The following is a 22,642-nucleotide window of genomic DNA, read 5'->3' as shown; positions in this document are numbered from 1 at the left end:
TTAATTATATCGGAAAATGAGCAAAATTAACAGCCACCAAGCCACTGGAAACCCCGGGAAATCAAGGAACCGCCAAACCAGTCAGCCGCTATATCCGGAGTCCTGAGGCTAGTTGGCCCCAGCACCTCGGCCTCATATCCGTGGCCGTCCGCCGCCATGATCACAGCGTCCAGCTGAGGGTGTTCGGAGAACGTCTGGAGCTCATCATAAACATCGGCGGTTTCCAGAGGTCGGCCGCCGGGCGCGGAGAGGCATTGGGTATATTCGGTCACAAGTGGAAACGGGACAGTACCCAGGTCGAGGTCTCTGCATCTATCGTGCAGCCTTTTCGCTTCCTGGGTGGCCGGCGACGTTGCCGTGTTATCGACTCTGCGCCGCACGCAGGTCAGAGCGACGGCGGCCAGTGCTTTCGCCTCGTCGCCCATGCCAGAATTGTCTGCATGGTCAAGAGCCTTGGTCAGGAACGAGGTGACGAGCCTTATGGGTTCGGGGTCATGTTCTTTCCAGTCCCCCGCGCAATAGAAACACAGCGCCAGGCGCGCAAGGCCGAGGTAGGAGACTGTGCTGAGTCGGCCGGGCATTGTGGCAAACGCCCTGACCCGGTCACGTCTGGCCTTCTTGATCCTGTCCGGGTCGGCTGCATGTATTATTGGTTCAACCGGCTCGGGATTGTCAGTGGGCGGTGCGACCTGGTCCTCACCGTACACGGCGGCGTCGGCGTCGAGGTCCCCGGTTTCGCTCGAATCGAAGTTCTCCCACCCTGTCGTCTGCACCGGTGTTGGTAGGCCGAGGGCGAAGCCTGAAAAGACGGGACCGTGAAGGTGCTGCGCAGTTTGCTCAAGTTCCCACAGGAATGCGGCTGGTTCCTCTTCAAATTCGGCGTCGCGTGCACCAGCCGATGCTGTGCCGCTGCCATTGCGCCGGGTGGACGGAATCTTGAGGGCGGTGACATCTTCGTGGATTTTTGAGAGCTGGCTGGCGAATGCGTCGAGATAGCGCAGATCTACTCCGAGAAGATCGTCTCGCGACTTGATCCGCAGGCCACCGGTTGCGCGCCCCGCTGACGGACGCGCTCTGAGCCGTTCCGGCACGGAAGCCGGCACGGCCGGCCCTCGTGCCAGGATCGTCTCGTCGTCACCCGCCCAGTTGAGTCGGAGCAACGGAACCGCATCGTGCCCCAGCTGGTCTGTGGGAAACGAAGCGGTGCTGCGCCCCGCGATCACCGTGCCGACGCGTTTCCACGGATCAGTGACCGGGTTATTGGTGTATTCGAGCGCGACCGCGAATGAGACCGGATAGGCGAGCTCGATCTTCAATTCATTCCCGGACAGCACCGCGCTAAGCAGCTGGGGCACAGCGAGCCCGGTTGCCTCTGGATCCTGCGTCCCGATCCGTAGGGCCGGAATATCTGTGATGCTATCCAGCTCCTCCCAATGGTTCGGGTCAAGCCCGGGCTCGGGACACAACGGTTCGTCAATGTTTGTGAGGATCCCGAGTTCCACGTTTCCACCGCGCCTTACGGTGTTAAGCATGGCTGCGGCCGACAGATTGGCGCTGCCTGTCAGCACCTGCCGATGTGTCCCCCGACGCCATTCCACTAATTTCGCATGGCGGTACCGACCTGAGGTATCGGCCACTATGGTCAGGCCCGTCTGGCCCCTCAGGACCCTGGCCAGGGCCTGGGGGTCGACCACGGTCAGTCCAGGTTGGACAACAAGGGTGAGCTTTGGGGTCGGGAAGTGTTCTACCAGGGCCCTGACCGCACTCGCGTGTTCGTCAATAAAGGGCGCGTACAACGTCAACTCATCGACCGGTCCATCTGGCAGCTGTGACAGGAAAGATCGGTCGAGGTTGGTGACGAGTTGGGCCCCGTCATCAACGGGAGTGAAGCGTTCCAGCGTGGCGCGCAGCCTGACAGCGACCCGGTTCAGTGCGGCACCATGGTCCGACGCGAGACGCACACTGCCAGGCAGTAGTTCAAGCCATTCAGCTAAGTCGAAAAGGGCCTGCGGTGCTTGCCCGTCCTCGGCGCGAAGCGCATTCCACAGTTCCGAGTTGTGCTGCCACCCTCCCATCGTCAGATTCCCTGACCCAATCAGTGCTAACACCCGGTCCTCGCTCACAAGAAGGGTTAGTTTCGGGTGAAAAGCGCCGCTATGCGACGCAAGACCAACGAGGTACTCGGTGCCTGCGCCTTTCATGGCAAGCGGATCGGGGTGCCACATCCTGGCGTCCGCAATGACTGTGACCCGTGCCCCCATTGACTGGCAAAGCCCCAGGACGCCTCGTTCCAGGAACGCGACGTCCGCGTTGAAAGTCAGAAAAAGCGCCTCTTCGACATCCCAGTCACCGCTCGCCTCCATTTCATGGAATAGTGCCGGTACATTCAACGGGGCTGCCACTGAGCTCACTGGTCGCGGCCGTTCCGTGTAAGGGTCCAGCGCTCGGCCGCTCCACTTGTGTCACCGGGAACACGCCTGACCATGCCAAGACCACTCATGACTTGGGTGAGTTGATCCCACCGCAGGGACACCGGGCCCCCTCCTTCATTGGATTCCCGGAAGGCATAGCCATCCCGCACTGTGAGCCTGGTGGGAACACGCCATCGCCCGTTGGTAAAGGATGACTTGCTCATGGCGACGCGTTGGGAACGGGCGAGGAGCACGCCCGTGAGCTCGAATGCGACATCACGCACCGATTGATCGTTCCGCTGGCTCAGGAAGTCCCTCAACCATGAGGGGGTCAGTTCGTAGTTTCCTCGTTCGCGTTTGGTGCTTTCGAAATATGGTGCCACGTGCTCGGAGAGCTGGCCGACACGGCCGGCTCCGATCATGAGCCACGCCAGGTTCTGCGAGCCGGTTTCCATTAAGCAGATTTCCGGATCGTACTCGGCGTCGACGAGCCTGCCTGCTTCCACACCGTCGGGAAGTTCTTCACGAAAGCTTGAGAGCTTTTTATCTGGTAGCTGCTCAGATAGTGCACTTTGCAGCTGAGCGATGGGGACAGCTCCCGTCATTTGCGTGTTAACAAGCCAGCGCCAGAGGTCCCGCCATGCCCACGTATACCAGCGCCTCAGGACGACCCCTCGCCATGCAGGAAGGATCTCCAATTCCCGCAGTTGACCATCCGCGTAGGTTCTTGAGTCGGCGATGAGCTTTCGGCTCAGTTCTATTGACAAATTATCGGGCTCGTACATTTCTATGAGCCGGCAGAGCATGAGGGCTGTCTGTGTCCGGCGGCTACGGGTGCCGACGTCCCCCAGGAACTGGGTTGGGAACATGACCGACCGCAACCACGTGCGTTCAATTGCGTGCTGACCGCAAAGGCAAAGGCTTGAGTACCCCTCCAGGATGTTGCAGGGGATGGAGTCCATTTTGGCGAGGTCGAGAAGGCCGTCGAACGCGAGCTTCAGCCCCCGTTCATCTGACTTGGGGCCGGGGGACATCAGCTCGCCCCCTGCAGTAACCAACCCGAGCAAACGCTCACTAGCCAGGTAAGGTCCCAGAAACCCCCGCGTCGCCTGGGCATATGAGCCGGACGCGGCAAGCGCTGCAACATTCAATTCGCCGTCCCGCATCGAAGCCGAAATGATGTCATGGCCGTGGGCCTGCGACATGCCACGATGCTGTTCCGGAAATCGGCGAGCGTGGAGAATCGAGATGGCCCCGAATACGACCTCGCAACGCCGCAAGGTATCCACCGGGTCCAGATCCCCGTGCGAGGACAACGCCGTCGCCACGAAGGCATGCAACGAATAATAGCGCGCATGCGGTGTCACCGTTGTGACGCCGGGCAGCAATTCTTCTACCCGACGCATCGGGTAACCTTCGACCGCAAGCGGGAACCTTCCGGTGTACAAGCCGTCGTCTCGTCCCGACCACCGTGGAGCGTCGCTACTCACTCAATCTCCTGAGCGTGAAGCTGGTTCTGTTCGCGAACTGGGCCGGCGCATGCATCTTCTTCGTCAAGTTTTCCGGTGTTGCCGCCGCTCTCCCCCGAACTGACCCGTGGCGCGGCTCGCCAAGCCAACTCAATCGGGCCGCCTTCTAAGTGTCGTCATGGGGCCACGGTAGCGGGCGCACGCGCCCCAGGCTGAGCGGCACGCCGCCCTTAGCGAGTCAGGACCGAATACGCGGGGATCCGCTTCGATACCGATTCCGGCGCCCTGACTTGCGCCGCGAAGGACGCCTGGTTATGGGGATGCGGTAGTTTGCTTCGGCGTCGGGGTAGACGCTGTCATCATCGCCCTCACCTTCACGGCCGCATCGCGGCCAGTAGCTGTGTCCGACGCCCGTTCACTCTTCGTCGAAGGTGAAAAAGGCGCCGTCGATGCGCTTGATCTCTACTAGCTGGTCAACTTCGACCCCGATGTTGTGCTGGACCATGAGGCTTGCGAGTTGGCGGCCGTCGATAAGAATGATGTGTTTATGGCGGGCTTTCGGGGCCTCAGTCTTGGCACCGTCGGTGAACTCCGAGGTGGTAAGCAGGATGCCTTTCGGCGGTACGCTTGCGGCCGGCGGGGGCGGCATGGCCGCCGGCGCTCTAGTGCTCAACATGATCATGTTTGCACCGGGTGTCCTCATCGCCGGTCTCACGGTCAGAGTTCTGGGAGCCAAGGAAAAGACCAAGGCCGTGAAGTATGCCTCGGAGATCAACATCTCCATCGAGCACATGGAGACAGCCCGCGAACGACTCGTCGCGGTGAGGACGCGCATCACCGAACTCCAAACGGTCCTGTCGCGGCTTGTTTCGCTTGGGGAGGAAGCGCTTGACGAGCTCGAGCTCCAGGACTTTGACCCCGCCGAACACGGTCGGTTGTTCCTGAACGCCTACCAACTCATCATCGCGATTGCCGAAGTAATCGATACCCCTGTCACCGATCCCGAAACCGGCGATCCGACCGACATTTCCGTCAAGATCGTGGAGAAATACTCATGACAACCTCCAAGCGCGTCCCCGACAAACCTCCCTCGGCATAGATACGAAAGGGTTGCTCGGCGTCTCAGGCAACCACCTTTACCTCGGACAGCTTGCCACTCAAGTCATTACCGCAATCGCAACGTGGGTCAAGGCAGTTCAGGGGGAGGCTACAAGGCGTGAGGAGATCCACGCCTGGTAGGCGACCCAGCGCGAAAGCATTATCGCTCAACGAGACGTCCTAATTAGGGGACTTGACCTCACATTCGATGAACGCAGGGGGACTTTCCGACGACTCTTCGACTCTCTCGACGATGCGATGAAGAAGCAGGACGCCCAGCTCGCATCCAGTGTTCTCGAGAAGATCGCTGATTTGGCAAAGTCCAGCCCGTTCAAGGACCTGGGAAATGTTCAGTTTGTCGTCGACGAACTCAAGAAGGGCGAAAGAACCTGGGCTGTGTAGAGGCCCAGACTCGTTTCATCAGTCGCGAACGGCGCTCCTGTTCAACCTGATACATCGCGGCCTTCACGACCGGCACCGACACGGAGACGGAGACGGCGTAATGCCGCGAGGGCGTCGGCGGCGATCTCCGCCGCGCCTCTGGGTGCCGGGATGCCGGAGTAACCGAACCCGGCGCCTTGCTGGCCGTAATCTCAATGATTGTTTCATCCAGATCCACGGACTCCGGCGACACCCCTCCGCCTCGGTGAATCGAGGCTAGGTCGTCTCCGAACCGGGTCGCGAATTAGACAGACAATAGGCCCGCACGTCCAGAACACGCTGGACCTGCCCGTCGAAAGCCCCAGGGCAAACAAGCTTTCTGAGGAGGTGTACTAGGACCGAATCTCACAGCGTGCCCTGCGCTTAAAAGCGAAGCCCCTGTTTTTGACGACCGAGGACTTGGCTGGACTTACCCACCCAGCTTACCGAGGTACCTCTTTTCGAGTTGCTTCTCGAGAACGCGCCTGAGGTAACCTGCCGTTCCCTGGATGCTGCCGCCCCACATCAAAGTTGCGGATGCCCCCAAAGTCGAAAACGCGAAGCAGTACGGGACTGCGGGCTTACCCCAGCCCGGGAAAACGCCGTCAGGCAAGAATGTAGCGGCGACGGCGTAAAGGAGCACCGCACCACAGAAGATGAGGACCAACCGATATGCAAGGGCCGCCCGTCCTTTCGACTTTGCGGTAGCTGCCTCGCGCAGATTATTTGCAGCGGTCTCCAGCCTTGCTAGCCTAGCTTCCAACGTCGTGGAACGGTCCTCTGCCGCTAACTTTGCCGCTTGTTCAGCTGCCAAGGAAGTTTCCCTGTCTCGCAGAGACTCTTCCGCGTCGTCGAGCGCAGCCCGAGTCTTACTTGCTGCCGCGAAAGCAGCGTCACGTTCATGTTCTGCAGGAGAGAGAATATTTGCTTTAACCTTGTCCAGTATCTCGACGACTGTTTCAGCCGTAACCTGGTCGGGATCTCCCATGGTTCGATCCATGAGACTTCGCTGAGCTTCAGTTGAGTAGCGAAGCAGCATTAGGTCATTCTCGGATGCCCTACCTCGGCTTCCCAGCCGGTTGATTTCCTCCAGGTATCGATCCCAAACGCGTCCCCCCGGTTCAAGCGCCGCGAAACAGTCGGCAAGAATCTGACGCCGCGGCAGGCTGGGTGCGGCTTGCGGTTTCTTGAGCCAGACGAGAGTCGCGAGGTGGTGATCGGTCAGCGCCGGCGGCCAGCCATGGTCGCCCTCTTTCACGAAGAACGAGCGACCAACGCGGGTCAAGCCTCCGTTAGTGGTGACCAAAAGAGCCCGACAAGTTTCCAATCGGGAACTACTGCGGCCGCCGCGGAGACGATGAATGGCGGTGAGACTGTCCAAATCATTCAAAAGCGTGTCACGACTTGAATAGGTGATGTTGGATTCCATGACTTCTTCCAGGGCCAGCTCATCTATCGTTAGGTCCCTAGAAGGTGCGGGTCGTTCCTGGATGGATATTCCCAGAGCAGCCACATCCTCCTCCAGGCGCTGCGACAGCAACAGAATGTCACTCGCGCTCAGTCCTTCGCTGGCGAAATAGGCATCAGTTGCCCTGCGATGGGCACCGTTAAATCCTCCGTGCAAAGCTTTTCCAGCAGACCTGTCGAGGATCCCCCTAACCTCGCTCACACTATGCTCGAAGCAAGCGAGTTCAGCCCCGGCAGATCGCGATAGGGCTAAGAGGTCTTTTGCAGCAGCTCTTGCCTCATCCCCCTCATAGCCCAGCGCCTTCAACAGGACAGGGGCATCGAGATACAAGCTTGTGCGGTCGAAGCGCTTGCCGAGTTCGCTGTTATTAGGGAGGTAGAGGGACACTGCGAGCATGCTCCCCTTCACGACGGTTTCCAGGTGATCGAAAGACGCCGGCATGCTGCTCACCACTTCACTGATGAATGAGTTGACGACATATTCAGTGTCGGGGCTGGATCGGGAGGCAGGTCGAGCATCGTACGGCGCCCCGTTCATGACCGAGCCGAGAATAGGGACCGAGTGTTCCTCTATGTGATTTAGGAGTGCATCCTCCGCGTCCTCGATGCTTAGGGTCCGATTGAACCGATCGGCCGAATACTTTACGAGTTCATTTACGAGTGCGGACTGTTTTCGCAAATAGTCGGCCTTCTGACGACCCAGGTCCCGAAGGTCGGCGAGCTTCGAAGGATCAGCAATGAAGCTGCCGTTTTCACGCCTTCCATAGTTCTTGTGGACAGCTCGGCGGCTCAGAGTAGCGAGAACACCCTCCGGTATATCGATTCCAAATCGCTCCCTGATGTGAACTTTGGCAGCAGGAGCCGACATCGGACCTTCAGCGCTCTTTACTGCATCTAGGAAGAAGGGCAGAAAATTGTCGACGTAGCTTTCTTGGGAGTAGTCCCAGTTAGCCTTGATTATGGCCAGGCTAGCAAGTAGGGCGTTGCTGGTCGTCATCGTGGCATTCACTTCACAGCCACGTCGCGAGTGGCGAAACTTCCCCAGTAGCGGCACATGCGTTTTCCAACCTTCTTTGAACAGCCTAGGACGAGCGAGCAGCACGAGCCGCCAATTGGCCGGACTTCGCCACCATTTCAGTCATTCATAACCAGCTAGCGGCCCAACCGCCAACAAGGCCAGTCTTCGCCAACTTTCCAGTCCCGTTTCGCCAACTAACGGTCAAACCGCCAACTAGCCTCCGATCTCACAACTCCTAGAAGTCCCAGTCGTCGTCCTCCGTGTTCACAGCCTTGCCGATCACATAGGAGGACCCGGAGCCCGAGAAGAAGTCGTGGTTCTCATCCGCGTTCGGGGACAGCGCGGAGAGGATCGCCGGGTTCACATCCGTGACCGCGGCCGGGAACATGGCCTCATAGCCCAGGTTCATCAGCGCCTTGTTGGCGTTGTAGTGCAGGAACTTCTTGACGTCCTCGGCCAGGCCCACGGCGTCGTACAGATCGTGCGTGTAGTGGACTTCGTTTTCGTACAGCTCGTACATCAGCTCGAACGTGTAGTCCTTGAGCTCCTGGCGTTTGGCTTCGGAGACCTTCTCCAGCCCACGCTGGAATTTGTAGCCGATGTAGTAGCCGTGCACGGCTTCATCGCGGATGATCAGCCGGATCATGTCCGCGGTGTTGGTCAGCTTGGCCCGGGAGGACCAGTACATCGGAAGGTAGAAGCCGGAGTAGAACAAAAAGGATTCCAGCAAGGTGCTGGCCACCTTGCGTTTGAGCGGGTCATCTCCTGCGTAGTAGTCCATTACGATGTGAGCCTTCTTCTGAAGGTACTCATTTTCGGTGGACCAGCGGAAGGCGTCGTCGATCTCTTTGGTGGAGCAGAGCGTGGAGAAGATGGACGAATAACTCTTGGCGTGCACGGATTCCATGAACGCGATGTTCGTGTAGACGGCTTCCTCGTGCGGGGTCAGCGCATCGGGGATCAGGCTGACGGCGCCCACGGTTCCCTGGATGGTGTCCAGCAGCGTCAGCCCGGTGAAGACGCGCATGGTCAACTGCTGCTCGTCCGGGGTTAGGGTGGCCCAGGACTGAATGTCATTGGACAGCGGCACCTTTTCCGGCAGCCAGAAATTGTTGGTCAGGCGGTTCCAGACTTCAACGTCCTTTTCGTCCTGAATCCGGTTCCAGTTGATGGCCTCAACATGGCTGATCAGTTTGACTCGCTGAGTCATCGTTCCTTCTCTCTAAACGTAACTGGAGGCCGACGACGGGAGGCGGCTTGCGCCGTCGTCGGCCCTTAGCTTATGCTGCACATGACGTAGGACGTCCTACAACATACAGCTGACACAGCCCTCCACCTCCGTCCCTTCCAGCGCCAGCTGACGGAGACGGATGTAGTAGATGGTCTTGATGCCCTTGCGCCAGGCGTAGATCTGCGCCTTGTTGATGTCGCGGGTGGTGGCGGTGTCCTTGAAGAACAGCGTCAGCGACAGGCCCTGATCCACGTGCTGCGTGGCAACGGCGTAGGTGTCGATGATCTTCTCGTAGCCGAGCTCGTACGCGTCCTGGTAGTACTCCAGGTTGTCGTTGGTCAGGTAAGGGGCCGGGTAGTAGACGCGGCCGATCTTGCCTTCCTTGCGGATCTCAATCTTGGACGCCACGGGGTGGATCGAGGAAGTTGAGTTGTTGATGTAGCTGATCGAACCGGTGGGCGGGACGGCCTGCAGGTTTTGGTTGAAGATGCCATGCTCCATGACGGAGGCCTTCAGCTCCCGCCAGTCATCCTGGGTGGGGATGTGCGTAGCCTCGAAGAGTTCGGCCACGCGGGCCGTCTTCGGAACCCATTCCTCATTGACGTACTTGTCGAAGAACTCGCCGGTGGCGTACTTGGACTTCTCGAAGCCGCCAAAGGTTTCGCCGGTCTCAATGGCCAGCAGGTTGGAGGCCCGGATGGCGTGGTAAACCACGGTGTAGAAGTAGATGTTGGTGAAGTCCAGGCCCTCTGCAGAGCCGTAGTGCACGCGCTCCCGGGCCAGGTAGCCGTGCAGGTTCATCTGGCCCAGCCCAATGGCGTGGGACTGCTCGTTGCCCTTGGCGATGGACGGCACCGAGGTGATGTTGGACATCACGGACACGGCGGAGAGCGCCCGGATGGACGTTTCGATGGTGCTGCCGAAGTCCGGGGAATCCATGGTCTTGGCGATGTTCAGCGAGCCGAGGTTGCAGGAGATGTCCTTGCCGGTCTCGGCGTAGGAGAGGTCGTCGTTGTAGACCGTGGGGGCGGAGACCTGCAGGATCTCGGAGCACAGATTGCTCATAATGATCTTGCCGTCAATAGGGTTGGCCCGGTTTACCGTGTCCTCAAACATGATGTAGGGGTAACCGGATTCGAACTGGATCTCCGCGAGGGTCTGGAAGAATTCGCGGGCCTTGATCTTGGTCTTCTTAATCCGGGCGTCATCGACCATCTCGTAGTACTTCTCGGTGACGTTGATGTCGGAGAAGGGCATGCCGTAGACGTTTTCGACGTCGTACGGGGAGAACAGGTACATATCCTCGTCGCGCTTGGCCAGCTCGAAGGTGATATCCGGGACCACCACGCCCAGGGACAGCGTCTTGATCCGGATCTTCTCATCGGCGTTCTCACGCTTGGTGTCAAGGAAGCGATTGATGTCCGGGTGGTGGGCGTGCAGGTACACCGCACCTGCGCCCTGCCTGGCGCCTAGCTGGTTGGCGTAGGAGAAGCTGTCCTCAAGCAGCTTCATCACGGGGATGACGCCGGAGGACTGGTTCTCAATCTGCTTGATCGGTGCGCCCACCTCGCGGATGTTGGTCAGCGCGAAGGCCACGCCGCCGCCGCGCTTGGACAGCTGCAGGGCGGAGTTAATGGACCGGCCGATTGATTCCATATTGTCTTCGATGCGCAGCAGGAAGCAGGAGACCAGCTCGCCGCGCTGGGCCTTACCCGCGTTGAGGAACGTGGGGGTGGCGGGCTGGAACCGGCCCTCGATGATTTCGTCCATCAGCTTGGTGGCCAGCTCTTCGTCGCCGCGGGCCAGGTGCAGGGCAACCATGCAGACCCGGTCCTCGTAGCGCTCCAGGAAGCGCTTGCCGTCGAAGGTTTTGAGCGTGTAGGAGGTGTAAAACTTGAAGGCGCCCAGAAAGGTCTCGAAGCGGAACTTCTTCTTGTAGGCGCGCTGATACAGCTCGCGGATGAAGTTCATCGTGTACTGGTCAAGCGTCTCGCGCTCGTAGTACTCGTTCTTGACCAGGTAATCCAGCTTTTCCTCCAGGTCATGGAAGAACACGGTGTTGTTGTTCACGTGCTGCAGGAAGTACTGGTGCGCTGCCTCGCGGTCGGCCGCAAACTGGATCTCGCCGTTGGGACCGTAGAGGTTCAGCATGGCGTTGAGCTCGTGATATCCGAGCCCCTTGAACGCGGCGGGCATGCCCGCGTCCTTTGTGCCGGCGTCGATGGTTCCCGTGTGGGAGGTGCCGGTGTGGGTGCCGGTTACGGCCGGTGCTGCGACAGTTGTGTCCAAAACGTATCCAATCCTTGGTTGACCCGGTCAACGTCGCGAGACGTTCCCATAAGCTCGAAGCGATATAGCAGGGGAACCCTACATTTGGCGGCAACAATGTCACCGGCAAGGCAGTAGGTTTCCCCGAAATTGGTATTCCCCGCGCCGACGACGCCGCGGATCAGTGATCTGTTCTGCTCCACATTCAAAAACTTAATGACCTGCTTGGGCACCGCACCGTGGCCGGTTTCGCCGCCGTAGGTTGGTAAAACCAGTACGTACGGTTGGTTTGCCAGCAGTGTTTCTTCGGAGGTGTACAGCGGAATCCGCGCCGAATCCACCCCTAGTTTCTGCACGAAGCGGTGCGTGTTGTCCGAGACGGACGAGAAGTAAATGAGCGCGCTGTCCGTGTTCCGCAAGCCAAGCAGTGGGACGCCGAACGATACTGACGACCCGACACCTGACGACCCGACCTCGGACGACGGCGGCGGCAGCCGGTGCGCCGTCGTCGTCCGGTGCGTTGTCGTCCGGTCTTCGTGTACTGCTTCCACAGACTGCATTACCGCCGCTTAGTGCCCTGCCGAGCTGTTGAGACAAGCCGAGCTGTCAAAATGATGAGATGAAATCAGGAGGCTACCGATACCGCTGCGGTTCCCAGTTCAGCGATCTTGTCCGGACGGAATCCGGACCAGTGATCCTGATCGGTGATCACGACGGGAGCTTGCATGTAGCCCAGTGCACGAAGACGCTCCAGGGCTTCCGGGTCCTGGGAAATGTCCACGCTCTGGTACGTGATGCCCTTTTTGTCCAAAGCGCGGTAGGTGGCGTTGCACTGAACGCAGGCCGGCTTGGTGTAGACCGTAACGGTCATTTTCCCTGTCCCCTTTTACTTCGCGGTGCCACTGGGGCACCTGCTTGTGCTGGTACCCGAATCTTAGGTACCTTGTTGCGTCAGACGGCTGTAAACCGGCTTCGCCAGCGTCCCGGCTACTAGAAGCCGTGGTGCTTGTTTCTGTATTTCAATACTACATGTAGTGCACACTGCTGGGAACGACCCCTAGATGATGTATTACAAGTATGTCATTTTATGCACCGGTCATCCACAGGCTGGGTTGAAAAAATCGGCGGAATCCCGGCTCTGCCGACCGCTATGTCCACAGCCTGTGGAGTACTTAGCAACAAAAAAACGCGGGCGTGTTGCCCGCGGTCCGGCGTGTCGCCCGCTCGTGTCCCGCAGCCCAACTGGGTAGCACTTGCGGCACTCATCTCGTGTTTTGCGTGCCTCAAGTGCTACTCAGTTGGGGCACTTCAGATTCCGCACACAGGAGTCGTCGGCTGTCGGAAAACCCCAGTTTCCTCCTCGGCAAGGCTGTACCAATAGCCTTAGTGCCCGCAGAATGACCTTCAAGCGGATAGAGTCTTGCTGTTGCTAAGCTCTGCTCTGGGAAAGGAACGCTTATGGTCAATCCGATCCATCTTCGCACGCTGCTGGAAGTCACGCGCCTGGGTTCGTTCGCGGCCGCGGCCAGTCGGCTCGGCTACACGGCCTCGGCAGTGTCGCAGCAGATGTCCGCCCTCGAACGCGATACCGGTGTCGTCCTCTTTCAGCGTTCCGCCCGCAGCGTGCTCCCCACGGAGGCCGCCATTGTGATGAACCGGCATGCCGCCAAGGTGCTCACGGACATTGACGCGCTGCTGGCCGCCAGCGCGCGGACCCATGCCACCACGACGCAGGAACTTCGGCTGGGAATCTTCCCGTCGCTGGCCAGTCATGTACTTCCGGTGCTGCTGGCCAGACCCGCATGGCACGATCTGGGGATCAACTTGAAGGTATCCGTGGCCGAGCCGGCTGCCACAATTGCCGGGTTGCGGACCGGCGGGGAATTGGACGTAGCGCTGATTTATCAGGTGGGGCAGGGAGGTTTGGCCTGGCCGCACACGATCAATCGGCAGTGGATCGGAGACGACAACTTCCGCGTTGTCCTGCCGGAGGCCTGGGGTATCCGCGCCGGGGCGCAGATGGCGGCGTCCCAGCTGTCGGATATGCCTTGGATCATGCACCATCCGGGTACCAGCGACGCGTCCGTAATCGAAAGGCTGTTTGCCAGCTGCAACCTGCACCCTACGGTTGCCGTTTACAGCGACGATTTCAATGCCAGTCTGCAATTGGCTGCTGCCGGTCTCGGCGCTGCTCTTGTCCCGGAGCTGGCCCTGCGCGAGAAACCAGCGGGCATCGTGGTATTGGATGTGCCGGAAATCCGGCTGGCCCGAAACATCTTTGCACTACTGCTCAACGAAAAGCAGACGGCACAAGTAGGAGTGTTCGTGGATCTGCTCTCCGGGATTCTGCACCGGATGGGCCGGAACCCACAATACTGACCGGACTGCCCGCAGCCCGCCCGTGTCCGGCCGGCTACACCTCCCTGCTATCCCCTGCCGGCCGGCGCAATCACCTTCCTAATGATCAGGTTCTTCAGCGCGCTAAAGGGTGGGTAAACCAGTCTCATGGTGTCCGGCCTAAGGGGTTTATCCAGCACCGCCTTCCGATGCGAGAAAGTCTCGATGGAAAATCGTCCGTGGTATCCACCCATGCCACTTGCCCCGACTCCGCCGAAAGGCAGCCCGGGCACCAGCAAATGCGCAGCCGGAATGCCAAAGCACAAGGCACCTGATGAAGTTTGCTCAGCAAATTTCGCTTTGGTCTTTGCCCGCGCTGTAAAGACGTACAAGGCCAGCGGTTTGTCGCGGCGATTGATGAATTTTATGGCCGCATCCGTTCCATCAATCTCCACAAGCGGAAGCACGGGGCCAAAGATCTCCTCCTGCATCAGGGCCGAGCCCGAATCCGCCCGGACCACCGTCGGTGCCAGATATCGGCTTGCCGCGTCGTGTTCGCCGCCTGTGACAACATCAGCCGCGTCCAGCAGACCTGTCAGGCGTTGGAAGTGCTTGTCATTGACAATCCGGCCGTATTCCTTGCTGCTGCGCGGGTTGGTCCCGTACAGCCGACCAATAGCCTCCGGCAGCAGCCGCGCCAGTTCCGCCACTACCGTCCGCGAGGCCAAGACATAGTCAGGCGCCACGCACGTCTGCCCGGCGTTCAGGAATTTTCCCCACGCCAAACGCATCGCAGTGGCAGGCAGGTCCGCCGAATCATCGACATAGACAGGTGATTTTCCGCCCAGTTCCAAGGTTACCGGCGTCAGATTTTCCGCGGCGGCACGCATGACAATGCGTCCCACGGTGCCGTTACCGGTATAGAAAATATGGTCAAACCGCTCGCCCAGCAGGGTTGTGGTTTCTTCCACCCCTCCTTGCACCACGAATACGGCGCCGTCCAGGTATTGCGGGATCCAACGCTGCATCGCAGCTGAGGTCGCGGGAGCCAGTTCGCTGGGCTTGACCACCACGGTATTCCCGGCCGCGAGCGCTCCCACCATTGGAGCCAGCAGTAGCTGTACCGGATAGTTCCAGGGCGCAATGATCAGTACAACTCCGAGCGGCTCCCGGATAATCCGCGCGTTCGCCGGCTGGAGCGAGACGGGCACGCTGGCACGTTCCGGTGCCAGCCAGCGCTGCAGATTCTTCAACGTGTGCGTAATTTCCGCCGTGACAAAGCCGATTTCTGTCAGCCATGCCTCGCTTGGATGCTTGCCAAGATCCTGTTGGAGCGCGGCCGCGAATTCGTCACCCCGCTCGGTTAGCATCTGCTGTACCGCTTTCAGCCGTTCCACCCGCCAAGAGATGGGCCGGGACACACCGGAGTCAAACGCGGCACGGGCATCGGCAGCCTGGGCGGTGATATCCGCGGAAAAGTCCTCAGTCATGTCACAAATCTACTCCCGGGTAACAAGCGCCGAACCATACTGCTGCCATTCCCACTGCACTCGGTGGCGCCCGGCTGGCGCCCGCCACCCATCCGTCCAACGAACGGTCACTATCTGCCGCTATGACTGCGGCTACTCCGGCTGCGGCTACTCCGGCAGATAGTGACCACTCATTGCTGGCTCAGGTCCTTGCCGGCTCAGGCCAGCTGCGCCCGCACTTCCCGGGCCGCATCAACCAGGTTACGCAGCGACTCTTCTGTCTCGGCGTATCCTCGGGTCTTCAGCCCGCAGTCCGGGTTAACCCAGAGCTGCCGCGCAGGCACATGCTGTACGGCAGTTTCCAGCAGCTGTGCCACTTCGGCGCGGCCGGGTACCCGCGGAGAATGGATATCGTAGACTCCCGGTCCCACGCCACGGCCAAAGCCGTGGTTTTCCAGGTCATGAACCACTTCCATCCGCGAGCGCGCCGCCTCAATGGAGGTCACATCCGCATCCAGGGAGTCGATGGCATCGATGACCACACCGAATTCGGAGTAGCACAAGTGCGTGTGAATCTGCGTTCCGTTCCCCGCCCCCGACGTCGCGAGGCGGAAAGAATTTACAGACCAGTCCAGGTACCGGGCCTGGTCAGCCTTGCGTAGCGGCAGCAGTTCACGCAGCGCCGGCTCATCCACTTGGATAATCCGGATTCCGGCTGATTCCAGGTCTGCAATTTCGTCCCGGAGCGCCAACGCCACCTGGTTTGCCGTCTCCCCCAGTGGCTGGTCATCCCGGACGAAAGACCAGGCCAGAATTGTGACAGGACCGGTGAGCATGCCCTTCATCGGCTTCCCGGTCAGGGATTGGGCAAATCTGGCCCATTCCACCGTAATCGGCTGGCTGCGCACCACATCCCCCCAGAGAATGGACGGCCGGGTGCAACGGCTGCCGTAGGACTGCACCCAACCGTGCACCGTCACGTCGAAGCCTTCAAGGTTTTCCGCGAAGTACTGCACCATGTCATTACGTTCCGGCTCACCGTGCACCAGCACGTCCAACCCAAGCTCTTCCTGCAGCTGCACGACGCGCCTGATTTCGTCCTTCATCAGGCCCTGGTACTGCTGCTGTGTCAGCTCGCCCTTGTTGGCCCGGGCGCGGGCGGCGCGGATCTCCCCGGTCTGCGGAAAGGAGCCAATCGTGGTGGTCGGAAGAGTCGGGAGCGCCAGCTGCGTTTCCTGCACGGCGGCGCGCGTGGCGTACGCATCCCGGCTGAAGTCGGCGCTGGTCAGTGCGGACAGCCGCGCCTGGACCTCGGTGCGGTGCACGCCGACGGCGGCGGCGCGGGCAGCGATGACGGCCGACGCCTCGTCGATGGCCGGCTGCACCGACGGCGAATCCGTCAGCAGGCCCGACAAGGTGACCACCTCGGCGGTCTTCTGGTCCGCAAACGCCAGCCAGCTGCGCAACTCGGCGCTGAGCTGCGTCTCTTCCTGGACGTCGTGCGGAACATGCTGCGTCGACGTCGACGTCGACACCGTCACTGTGAGCCCGCTTTTGCGCAGCTCGTCCAGTTTCGCAGCGGAGGATGCCAGGTCATTGCGCCAGATATTGTGCCCATCCACCAGCCCGGCTACTAGCGTTTTACCCGAAAGCGCTGCCAGATCTGCCGCAGCCGGCACCTCACCTTTGAATACGTCGAGGTGAAGCGCGTCGATTCCGGTTGCCGCCAGCGTGGGCAGCAGGCCCTCCAGTGCGCCATAAGGCGTGCTGACGAACAGCGCCGGCCGCGACGGAACCGCCGCCAGGTATTCGTAGGCTTCCGCCACGGCTGCCTGAACCTCCGGCAAAGGAGTCACCTGGTCCACCACCAGCGCAGGCTCGTCAAACTGCACCCAATCCGCTCCCGCAGCGGCCAGCCTGGCGAGCAGATCGGCGTAGACGGGCAAAATATCCGCCAACCGGCTCAGCGGAGAAAAATCATTCGGCGCCTCGTCGGAGGCTTTGCTCAGCAGCAAAAACGTCACCGGACCCACAAGGTAGGGACGCGTGTGCACGCCGTTGGCCAGTGCGTGGCTGAATTCCTCGACAATCCGGGTGGACGTCAGCGAGAAGACGGTCTCCGGTCCGATTTCGGGCACCAGGTAGTGGTAGTTCGTGTCAAACCACTTGGTCATTTCCAGCGGCTGCTGCTCGGCGGTCCCGCGGGCCAGCGTGAAATAGCCGCTGATATCCAGCTGCCCCTGCGCATCCAGCAGCGCACCAAACCGGGCGGGTATAGCGCCGATATGAGCCGCGGCGTCCAGCACCTGGTCGTAGTAGGAGAACGTGCCCGGTACGGCGCCGTTCCCGGTCAGCCCCAGGCCCTGCAGTCGCTTGGCTGTGCTCAGCCGGAGGTCCTGAGCTGCTTTTTCGAGCGCCGGTGCGTCGATGGTACCGGCCCAGAAGGACTCGACGGCCTTCTTCAGTTCCCGGCGGCGGCCGATCCTCGGGTAGCCCAGAATCGATGCCGCGGGAAACACCGGTGTTGTGGAGGGCGCGCTGGTGGAAGTGAGAGTGCTGGTGGAGGTGAGAGTGCTGGTGGAAGTGCTGGCAGTCATGATTGAGGTCCTCTATCTTGGGTCAGGTGAGTGTGGTTACAGTGCGCAGTCGTTACAGTGCAGGCCGTCGTTAAAGTGCGGGCTGCAAGCGCATCGGACCGGGTCGGGCCGGGCGCGGAAGCTGGAGTTTATCGAGTACATCCAGCGCCGCGGCATGCTCATTGAAGGTGTAAAGATGTATCCCGGGCGCGCCCGCATCCAACGCGGCCCGGGCCAGATCAACGGTGGCCCGGACGCCGATCCGGCGGCGTTCGCCGTCGTCCTGCGCACCCGCCAGCGATCGGATCAGATCCGGTGAAGGATCGACACCGGTCAGCGTCCCGAGCCGCTGCAGCCGTCGGACGCTGATCAGCGGCATGACGCCGGGAATGAGCGGGATGGTCACCCCGGCACGCCGCGCCCTTGCCAGCAGATTCGAGTATTCCGCCGGGTGGAAGAAAACCTGGGTAATGGCGAAATCCGCTCCCGAGCGTTGTTTGGCCAAAAGCACCTCAATATCGTGCTCCGCGCTTGGCGATTCGGGATGTTTGGCAGGATATGCCGCGACGCCGATTGCCACTTTCCCGGCGCAGAGCAATGCCGTGCGGCGCTGCTCCACCTGCCGAATCAACTCGATTAGGTCCTGGGCGTAGGTCAAGGAGCCCGGTGGGTGCACGGTGCCAGGAGTCTGCAGCCGGTCCCCGCGCAGGGCAAGAATACCGCGCACGCCGTGATCGAGCAGGTCGGTGACGATGGCTGCCAGATCCGCAACGGTATTATCCACACACGTCAGGTGTGCCAGCGGACGCAGAGTAGTCTCGGTGAGCAACCGGTTAAGAAGCCCGACGGCGATATCCCGGTTGGACCCGCTGGCACCGTAGGTGACCGAGACGTAGTCGGGATTGGTGCTTTCCAATTCCCGGACGGTGGTCCACAGGTTATCTGCCGCTGCGGGCGTTCGAGGCGGAAAGAGTTCGTAGGACAAGGCGATCGGCGCGGTATCGATCGTCGTCGGATGGGTCTGGAGAAGACTTGGAGGTGACATTTGCTGCCCTTGGCTGGATGCCGTTGACGGCCGCCGCCGCCGTGCTAGCGGACTGCGGTGCGGACGTGAACGTAGTCGGAAAAGGAATGACAGAACCGCCATCCAGATCACTGCCGCGCTTGGACGCGCAGCTGGACCGGCATCACCGGCTCCGGGTCCGAGCCCAGAGAAATGATCGGCGGTTCTGTGTGCAAATGTCAGGCCCACATGGGGGCACCCACATCCTCCGACTCGACGGGTTTTCCCAGGTTGGGCTTCACCGTGGCCACTGCGAGGATCGCTGACACGTTACATTCAGTAACTTGTCTACGACTGTACGCAGGCCCTAACCGAGGCGCAACTGGCTGCATCGAATTAAGACGCAAGTTTACGCAGTTAGTTACCAGTTCACGGCTGGATCGGGTCCAGGACGGCGTCCTGGACCGAACAAACAACTGGAGCTATCACACCCCGGTGCCAGAGCCAACGTGCCGGCCGGCTTTGCCACGGGCCCGAAATGGACACGCATACCCCTCCCGCCCGGCACCAAGTAGCGTATTGCTATGACCCTTGATGAAGAACATCCCGCCCCGATGCCAGTTCTTTCCTACGTTTCGGGCACATCGTCGGTCCCGCTGCTGGGCGAGACGATCGGTGCCAACTTCAGCCGGCTGGCCGCCGCCAATGCCGAACGCGAAGCACTGGTTGACATTGCCGCTGGGCGCCGCTGGACCTACGCTGAGCTGGAGGCCGATGTGGATGCGCTGGCCCGCGGGCTGCTGGCAGCCGGCGTAGCAAAAGGTGATCGGGTGGGCATCTGGGCTCTCAATTGTGCCCAATGGGTGCAAGTGCAATACGCGAGCGCGAAAATCGGCGCCATTCTGGTCAACGTCAACCCGTCCTACCGCGAGCATGAGCTGCGGTACGCCCTGCAGCAGTCCGGCCTCAAGCTGCTGATCTCCATGACCGGATACCGCTCAACTGACTGCCGGGCGATGGTGGACGCCGTGCGTGGCGAGTGCCCGGAGCTGACGAACGTTGTGTATCTTTCCGGCCCGGATTGGGACGAATTGCTTGCCGCCGGGAGCACCCTTCCGCCGGATTCTCTGGCGCGGCGGATGGAGACCCTCAGTGCGGACGATCCGATCAACATCCAGTACACGTCCGGCACCACGGGCTTTCCCAAGGGCGCAACGCTGAGCCACCACAATATTCTTAATAACGGTTTCTTTGTGACTGAGACAATCACGATCAGCAACCGCGACCGGATTTGTATCCCCGTGCCCTTCTATCATTGTTTTGGCATGGTGATGGGAAATTTGGGTGCCACCTCCCACGGGGCAGCCATCATCATCCCGGCACCATCCTTCGACCCGAAAGCCACGTTGGCGGCCGTGCAGGACGAAAAGTGCACGGTGCTCTATGGAGTCCCTACGATGTTCATCGCCGAACAGGGCCTTGCGGACTTTTCCAGTTATGACCTCTCCACGCTGCGGACCGGAATTATGGCTGGTTCGCCCTGCCCTGTTGAGGTCATGAAACGCTGCATCACTGAAATGAATATGTCTCAGGTGGCCATTGCCTATGGGATGACGGAGACGTCGCCGGTGTCCATGCAAACCCAACCCGACGACGATCTCCGTCGGCGCACGGCCACCGTGGGCCGGGTGCACCCGCATCTGGAAGTCAAGATCGTGGACCCGATCACCGGCCTTACCGTGCCGCGCGGAACCGCCGGCGAGTTTTGCACCCGCGGATACTCCGTCATGTTGGGCTATTGGAATGACGCCGCCAAGACAGCCGAGGCCATCGATGAAGCACGCTGGATGCATACCGGTGATTTGGCTCAAATGGGCGACGACGGCTACGTAACCATAGTGGGCCGGATCAAGGACATGGTGATCCGCGGTGGTGAGAATCTTTACCCCCGTGAAATTGAGGAGTTTCTTTACACCCATCCGGATATTGCCGATGTTCAGGTGATTGGCGTACCAGACCCAAAGTATGGCGAGGAACTGTGCGCCTGGCTACAGCTGCGCGAAGGCGCTGCACCGCTGGATGCCGCGGCTCTTGCGGACTTTTGCGCCGGCAAACTCTCCAGAAACAAAATTCCCCGCTACGTCCTGGTCGTAGCGGAATTTCCGATGACCGTGACCGGAAAGGTCCGTAAAATCCAGATGCGCGATACCTCAGCAGAGCTCTTGGGTCTGGTCTAAACTGTGGCCATGAACAGACTCCCAGCCAGCTATCTGAAATACCTAGAGGGAAAGCCGCCGGTTATCGTCGCGACCATCAAGCCGGTGCTTCAACAGTCAGCGGCTGATCAGCTCCACGGCGTGCGGGTCAGGCTCCTGCAGCATGACGAAGTTCAGGCAGTGGTTGATGAGCTGATTCCGTTTGGGGAAATCCTCGAATCCGTGGACTAAAACGGGCCCACTTGCGCGGTTTGCTGCTCAGCTTCGGCTGGACAGAGCCACCGTGAACTTCTGGTTCCGGGCCTGCACCGTTGTGGGCCCAATCCGCTCTTGAAGCTGAGTGCGGTAGTGCAGGTGATTGTTGTACACCGTCCAGAGTTCGCCGCCCGGGGCCAGCACCCGGGCGGCGGCGTCAAAGAGCCGCACTGCCGCTCCGGCATGCACGGTTGTCCCGAGGTGAAAGGGCGGATTCAGCAAAATCAACTCTGCGCTGCCGGTTGGAAAGCCTGCCATCGCATCGTCCTGAACTGTGCAGATCCGGTGGGAAAGACCGTTTGCCTCGGCCGTCGCTGCGGCCGAAGCGACAGCAGCGGCGGACTGATCGGTTGCGGTGACGGTTATCTGCGGCCGGGCGTTGGCCAGTACCGCCGAGATAACGCCGGAGCCGCAGCCCAGGTCCACGGCATGCTGGGCGTCCGGTTTCATCCTGTCGATGAACTCCAGCAGATAACGGGTTCCGATATCCAACCGCGGTCCGGCAAAGGTGGCACCGTAGGCGCACACCCACAGTCCGAGCTCCTGATGGTATTGCCGTGCCGGAAAAGCAGGCTCCTCAGTGGGCCGAATGGGCTCGGCTGCGGTGAGCACCCTGGATTTCTGCCTCGCCAGGCCAGCATGCACTTCGCCAAATGAGTCCTGCAGGAGAGCATTCATAGCCATGGTCATATGCTTGATCCGACCGCCCGCGAAGATCCGGACGTCGGGGCGGGCGTAGCGGGCGATCTGATCGGCGGTTTCCGCCAGCTCGGCCATGCTTTTGGGCAATTGCCACAAGACAACGCTGACTCCGTCAAAAAGTTCCTTCCCCAAGGGGAAACGACGGAACCTCCCGGACAGTCCAAGTTCTGCCGCGTTACGGTCCAGAGCCCGCTCTCCGGCCATCAGGTCCTGATGTACGCGCACATTTCCGCCACCAGTGGAGACCACGGGCAATGTCAGGGCGCCGTAGCGATCCCCCACCACAGCTACGGTGGAGCCGGCGTATGGTGCTCTCATGCCGCCGTCGGGGACTATTTGCTCGCCGTCGGCCTCGGCCGGGCCGTCGCTGCGCACCGCAAGGGCACCGGCAGCTTCGGTCAGGATGAGTTTATCGGTGGCATCGAAGGCGAAAAGGTTCGGTGCTTCCACATCGGGGGAGCGCCGCAGCCTGCTGAAATCGAACAGCGCTCCGGGATCCACGTTCTCCGCCGTTCCGGCTGACTTTATGTCCCTCATCCCCTCTAGTTTAGCCGCGGATCCCAGCCCGATTATGACGGCAGAATGCAGCCATAGTCAGGTTCTAAGCCGGCTGCTAGCATGTAGACCATCGACCAGTCAACCCGGGAGTGTTCAAACGGCTCACAGGCTCACCGCAGTACCTGAAACAGTGCAGTAGCTGAC

The 22,642-nt window shown here is 60.5% G+C and carries 17 protein-coding genes; 5 read left to right on the top strand and 12 right to left on the bottom strand.

Annotated elements, in window-relative coordinates; all coding sequences use genetic code 11:
- Nucleotides 1-26: 26 nt before the first annotated feature.
- The 3 genes from IV500_RS16560 to IV500_RS16550 all read right to left on the bottom strand — a co-directional run bounded on the left by IV500_RS16560 (nt 27) and on the right by IV500_RS16550 (nt 4,562).
- The gene (locus IV500_RS16560) at nt 27-2,411 is read right to left on the bottom strand and encodes a phospholipase D-like domain-containing protein (RefSeq protein WP_196397916.1); all 2,385 of its coding nucleotides are present in this window, start codon (nt 2,409-2,411) and stop codon (nt 27-29) included.
- A complete protein-coding gene (locus IV500_RS16555; protein WP_196397915.1) occupies nt 2,408-3,817 on the bottom strand; it encodes a hypothetical protein in 1,410 nt (469 codons plus the stop codon). Before IV500_RS16555 ends, IV500_RS16560 begins: the two co-directional genes overlap by 4 nt.
- 478 nt (nt 3,818-4,295) lie before the next feature.
- The gene (locus IV500_RS16550) at nt 4,296-4,562 is read right to left on the bottom strand and encodes a restriction endonuclease (RefSeq protein ID WP_196397914.1); all 267 of its coding nucleotides are present in this window, start codon (nt 4,560-4,562) and stop codon (nt 4,296-4,298) included.
- Here IV500_RS16550 and IV500_RS16545 point away from each other — a divergent pair.
- Nucleotides 4,555-4,938 (top strand): hypothetical protein, encoded by a 384-nt coding sequence (locus tag IV500_RS16545; RefSeq protein ID WP_196397913.1) that lies wholly within the window; start codon nt 4,555-4,557, stop codon nt 4,936-4,938. The genes IV500_RS16550 and IV500_RS16545 overlap by 8 nt on opposite strands.
- Nucleotides 4,939-5,236: 298 nt before the next feature.
- The gene (locus IV500_RS16540; protein WP_196397912.1) at nt 5,237-5,380 is read left to right on the top strand and encodes a hypothetical protein; all 144 of its coding nucleotides are present in this window, start codon (nt 5,237-5,239) and stop codon (nt 5,378-5,380) included.
- A 448-nt stretch (nt 5,381-5,828) separates the two neighbouring features.
- Here IV500_RS16540 and IV500_RS16535 read toward each other — a convergent pair whose 3' ends face one another.
- The 5 genes from IV500_RS16535 to nrdH form a co-directional block, all read right to left on the bottom strand.
- Complete coding sequence (locus tag IV500_RS16535; RefSeq protein ID WP_196397911.1) at nt 5,829-7,862, bottom strand: hypothetical protein; 2,034 nt, start codon at nt 7,860-7,862, stop codon at nt 5,829-5,831.
- A gap of 256 nt (nt 7,863-8,118) precedes the next feature.
- Nucleotides 8,119-9,093 carry a class 1b ribonucleoside-diphosphate reductase subunit beta gene (gene nrdF / locus IV500_RS16530; protein WP_196397910.1) on the bottom strand — a complete coding sequence of 325 codons (975 nt, stop codon included), beginning with the start codon at nt 9,091-9,093 and terminating at the stop codon, nt 8,119-8,121.
- A 96-nt stretch (nt 9,094-9,189) separates the two neighbouring features.
- Nucleotides 9,190-11,310: a class 1b ribonucleoside-diphosphate reductase subunit alpha gene (gene nrdE / locus IV500_RS16525; protein WP_196397925.1), complete on the bottom strand. Its 2,121-nt coding sequence runs from the start codon at nt 11,308-11,310 to the stop codon at nt 9,190-9,192.
- Between the two features lie 62 nt (nt 11,311-11,372).
- A complete protein-coding gene (gene nrdI, locus IV500_RS16520) occupies nt 11,373-11,942 on the bottom strand; it encodes a class Ib ribonucleoside-diphosphate reductase assembly flavoprotein NrdI (protein ID WP_196397909.1) in 570 nt (189 codons plus the stop codon).
- Nucleotides 11,943-12,007: 65 nt separating this feature from the next.
- On the bottom strand, nt 12,008-12,253 hold the full coding sequence (gene nrdH, locus IV500_RS16515) for a glutaredoxin-like protein NrdH (RefSeq protein WP_196397908.1): 246 nt from the start codon (nt 12,251-12,253) through the stop codon (nt 12,008-12,010).
- A 587-nt stretch (nt 12,254-12,840) separates the two neighbouring features.
- Here nrdH and IV500_RS16510 point away from each other — a divergent pair.
- Nucleotides 12,841-13,761, top strand: coding sequence for a LysR family transcriptional regulator (locus tag IV500_RS16510; protein WP_196397907.1), 921 nt, complete (start codon nt 12,841-12,843; stop codon nt 13,759-13,761).
- A gap of 47 nt (nt 13,762-13,808) precedes the next feature.
- On the opposite strand, the gene IV500_RS16505 is transcribed toward IV500_RS16510, so the two are convergent.
- The 3 genes from IV500_RS16505 to IV500_RS16495 all read right to left on the bottom strand — a co-directional run bounded on the left by IV500_RS16505 (nt 13,809) and on the right by IV500_RS16495 (nt 18,809).
- Complete coding sequence (locus tag IV500_RS16505; RefSeq protein WP_196397906.1) at nt 13,809-15,209, bottom strand: aldehyde dehydrogenase family protein; 1,401 nt, start codon at nt 15,207-15,209, stop codon at nt 13,809-13,811.
- Nucleotides 15,210-15,406: 197 nt separating this feature from the next.
- Nucleotides 15,407-17,785 (bottom strand): 5-methyltetrahydropteroyltriglutamate--homocysteine S-methyltransferase, encoded by a 2,379-nt coding sequence (metE, locus tag IV500_RS16500; RefSeq protein ID WP_196397905.1) that lies wholly within the window; start codon nt 17,783-17,785, stop codon nt 15,407-15,409.
- A 70-nt stretch (nt 17,786-17,855) separates the two neighbouring features.
- On the bottom strand, nt 17,856-18,809 hold the full coding sequence (locus IV500_RS16495; protein ID WP_196397904.1) for a methylenetetrahydrofolate reductase: 954 nt from the start codon (nt 18,807-18,809) through the stop codon (nt 17,856-17,858).
- Between the two features lie 542 nt (nt 18,810-19,351).
- Here IV500_RS16495 and IV500_RS16490 point away from each other — a divergent pair.
- On the top strand, nt 19,352-21,004 hold the full coding sequence (locus IV500_RS16490; RefSeq protein WP_196397903.1) for an AMP-binding protein: 1,653 nt from the start codon (nt 19,352-19,354) through the stop codon (nt 21,002-21,004).
- Nucleotides 21,005-21,013: 9 nt separating this feature from the next.
- Nucleotides 21,014-21,214, top strand: a complete 201-nt coding sequence (locus IV500_RS16485; RefSeq protein WP_196397902.1) for a hypothetical protein — start codon at nt 21,014-21,016, stop codon at nt 21,212-21,214.
- Between the two features lie 27 nt (nt 21,215-21,241).
- On the opposite strand, the gene IV500_RS16480 is transcribed toward IV500_RS16485, so the two are convergent.
- The gene (locus IV500_RS16480; protein WP_196397901.1) at nt 21,242-22,477 is read right to left on the bottom strand and encodes a class I SAM-dependent methyltransferase; all 1,236 of its coding nucleotides are present in this window, start codon (nt 22,475-22,477) and stop codon (nt 21,242-21,244) included.
- Nucleotides 22,478-22,642: the final 165 nt, after the last annotated feature.

Source organism: Arthrobacter terrae (assembly GCF_015708085.1).
GTDB lineage: Bacteria > Actinomycetota > Actinomycetes > Actinomycetales > Micrococcaceae > Arthrobacter_M > Arthrobacter_M terrae.
Note: the sequence above shows the minus strand (reverse complement) of the source record. Positions and strands in the feature narration are given on the sequence as shown.

Bases quoted from the DNA above. Each gene is read 5' to 3' on its own strand.
- IV500_RS16555 (WP_196397915.1), bottom strand. From the start codon at position 3,817: ATGCGTCGGGTAGAAGAATTGCTGCCCGGCGTCACAACGGTGACACCG.
- IV500_RS16545 (WP_196397913.1), top strand. From the start codon at position 4,555: ATGATCATGTTTGCACCGGGTGTCCTCATCGCCGGTCTCACGGTCAGA.
- IV500_RS16550 (WP_196397914.1), bottom strand. From the start codon at position 4,562: ATGATCATGTTGAGCACTAGAGCGCCGGCGGCCATGCCGCCCCCGCCG.
- IV500_RS16540 (WP_196397912.1), top strand. From the start codon at position 5,237: ATGAAGAAGCAGGACGCCCAGCTCGCATCCAGTGTTCTCGAGAAGATC.
- IV500_RS16535 (WP_196397911.1), bottom strand. From the start codon at position 7,862: ATGACGACCAGCAACGCCCTACTTGCTAGCCTGGCCATAATCAAGGCT.
- nrdF (WP_196397910.1), bottom strand. From the start codon at position 9,093: ATGACTCAGCGAGTCAAACTGATCAGCCATGTTGAGGCCATCAACTGG.
- nrdE (WP_196397925.1), bottom strand. From the start codon at position 11,310: ATGCCCGCCGCGTTCAAGGGGCTCGGATATCACGAGCTCAACGCCATG.
- nrdI (WP_196397909.1), bottom strand. From the start codon at position 11,942: ATGCAGTCTGTGGAAGCAGTACACGAAGACCGGACGACAACGCACCGG.
- nrdH (WP_196397908.1), bottom strand. From the start codon at position 12,253: ATGACCGTTACGGTCTACACCAAGCCGGCCTGCGTTCAGTGCAACGCC.
- IV500_RS16510 (WP_196397907.1), top strand. From the start codon at position 12,841: ATGGTCAATCCGATCCATCTTCGCACGCTGCTGGAAGTCACGCGCCTG.
- IV500_RS16505 (WP_196397906.1), bottom strand. From the start codon at position 15,209: ATGACTGAGGACTTTTCCGCGGATATCACCGCCCAGGCTGCCGATGCC.
- metE (WP_196397905.1), bottom strand. From the start codon at position 17,785: ATGACTGCCAGCACTTCCACCAGCACTCTCACCTCCACCAGCACTCTC.
- IV500_RS16495 (WP_196397904.1), bottom strand. From the start codon at position 18,809: ATGTCACCTCCAAGTCTTCTCCAGACCCATCCGACGACGATCGATACC.
- IV500_RS16490 (WP_196397903.1), top strand. From the start codon at position 19,352: ATGACCCTTGATGAAGAACATCCCGCCCCGATGCCAGTTCTTTCCTAC.
- IV500_RS16485 (WP_196397902.1), top strand. From the start codon at position 21,014: ATGAACAGACTCCCAGCCAGCTATCTGAAATACCTAGAGGGAAAGCCG.
- IV500_RS16480 (WP_196397901.1), bottom strand. From the start codon at position 22,477: ATGAGGGACATAAAGTCAGCCGGAACGGCGGAGAACGTGGATCCCGGA.